The organism is Arthrobacter sp. I3 (genome assembly GCF_000520575.1).
Taxonomy (GTDB): Bacteria; Actinomycetota; Actinomycetes; order Actinomycetales; family Micrococcaceae; genus Arthrobacter; species Arthrobacter humicola_A.
The window spans coordinates 28,483-30,429 of the sequence record NZ_KI914922.1 but is presented as its reverse complement, the minus strand read 5'-3'; the positions used below and the strand labels follow the sequence as shown (position 1 = coordinate 30,429).

Annotated in this window: 3 protein-coding genes; all 3 read right to left on the bottom strand. The window is 64.8% G+C overall.

Annotated features, from left to right (window positions below):
* A partial coding sequence (locus Y706_RS24830) for a flavodoxin family protein (RefSeq protein ID WP_173403070.1) occupies window positions 1-512 on the bottom strand: 512 nt, incomplete at its 3' end.
* A gap of 53 nt (window positions 513-565) precedes the next feature.
* The gene (locus tag Y706_RS0110290) at window positions 566-1,180 is read right to left on the bottom strand and encodes a nitrobindin family protein (protein WP_028276527.1); all 615 of its coding nucleotides are present in this window, start codon (window positions 1,178-1,180) and stop codon (window positions 566-568) included.
* Window positions 1,181-1,347: 167 nt separating this feature from the next.
* The coding region (locus Y706_RS24825; RefSeq protein ID WP_043435918.1) for a hypothetical protein at window positions 1,348-1,947 on the bottom strand (600 nt) is incomplete at its 5' end.

Genomic DNA, 1,947 nt, shown 5'->3' with positions numbered 1-1,947 from the left:
GGGATGGTGAAGCCGACGTGCTGGAGGCTGTACAGGACGTTCATGGCGCAATGCTTGATGCCGTCCTCATTGCCGGTGATGAGGCAGCCGCCCACCTTCGGATAGTAGGCCCACTGGCCCTTCGCGTTCAGCTGCCCGGAGTGGGCGTAGAGGCGCTCGATGAGCTTCTTGGTCTGCGAGGAGTTGTCCCCCAGCCAGATGGGCCCCGCGACGACGACGATGTCCGCTTCCTGGACGGCCGGGTAGAGTTCCGGCCACTCATCGGTGGCCCAGCCGTGTTCGCGCATGTCCGGGTAGACCCCGCTGGCGATGTCGTGGTCCACCGTGCGGATCACGCGGGTGGTGACGCCCTGCTTCTCCATGATCCGGCGGCTGACTTCGATCAGGCCCTGGGTGTTGGACACGTCCGGGGACTTCTTGAGCGTGCCGTTGAAGAACACGGCCTTGAGGTCGGCGTAGCTGGCGCTGCCGGGTGCTGTGCTGCCGGCTGAGCTGGTGATTGTGTCGTTCACGGTATTTCTCCTGGGTCGATGGTGACAACGGAAAAATCAGTGAGACCGCGTAATTAGCCTACTTTGGCGAGGATGGCCGATGCGTGGGCCTCCAGGCCGCCGCCCGCCGTCGAATTCTTGCCGGTCGCCACGTCCCAGCGCCACAGCAGGTTTCCTTCCACCAGCCCGAAGATCCGGGTGGCCGCCGTGTACTCCTTGGAGTGGCTGCCGCGCATCACCATGTCGGTGCTGAGCTGGATCTGGGGGCCCTTGATCTGGCCGTAGTACAGCTCCGAGATCCCGCCGGGGTGGGCGATGGAGACCGAGATGTCGAAGCCGCCGTCGCTGTTGCGCATGGCCTCCACCTCGTCGGCGCTCTTGAGCACCGGGACGATGTCCGCCGGGATCAGGCCGGGGCCGCCGTCCTCCTCGCGCTGCTTACGCTCCAGCGCCCAGAAGCCGGTCTCGACGGTGAGGGGACGCAGTTTGGTGCCCTCGTCGTCGGTCAGCCAGCTCTCGGCACGGTACTGCAGGTACGGCAGGCCGTTGTGCGTAAACGAGACGTGTTGCAGGAAGTGCTCGGAGTCCTCGTCTCCAGCCCCCAGCCGGCCGCTGCCCTCCCACTCACCAATGAGCCAGGACAGCGGAACGATTTCGGGGGTCAGATCAGTAGGGATTTCAATCGGCACAGCATCTACCTCTGGAAGCTACGGGGTCTGGAACGTCTTACTTCTGGCCTTTGAAGAGGCGGTACACGACAAAGCCGGCAAACCACGCCATGGACAGGCTGGCCACGCCAAGCAGGACAAGGAAAAAGATCTCATATGCAAGTACGGACATGATGCCATCCTAACGCTTAGTAGATGAGTAGTTTGTCTATGAAGTAGGCCAGCGATCCGACAGCAGAAACCGGCCCGAGCCCCATGCCCACGGCCGCCAAAACATTCAGGCGCTCACCGTTGAGGATGACGAGGCGGCGGAAACTCACCAGCACCGCCCCCACGACGACGCCGACGAGGGCCGCCGGCAGCACGGCAATGTCGGAGAACACCAGGCCGGCGAGCGGCCCGGCAAGGCCGGCGCTCACGATGCCCAGCGGCGCCACGATCCGGTCCGGCCAGCGGATCAGCCCCGCCAGCAGCGCGATCGCCGAACTGATGGCCGCCACGAGGATCATTTCGCGGACCCCGTTGAAGCGCGAACTCGCAATCCAGCCGGCGCCGAGGCAGGAGAGCAGGACACCCGCGCACGAGCCCAGGGTGGATTCGAGGCGCTGGGCCTGGCCGGTGCCCCGGATCAGCTGCATGACGAAAATTGCCATGACCCCGACGGCCAAGAACGACGGCGTCCAGTCCAGGAAGCCCGGAGCCGGGAGATAGGTCGCAGCCACTGCCGACCCGACGCCGGGCAGGCCAATCAAGACCGCGAGCGTCTTCTTGGCGGGGATGCCGAGAAA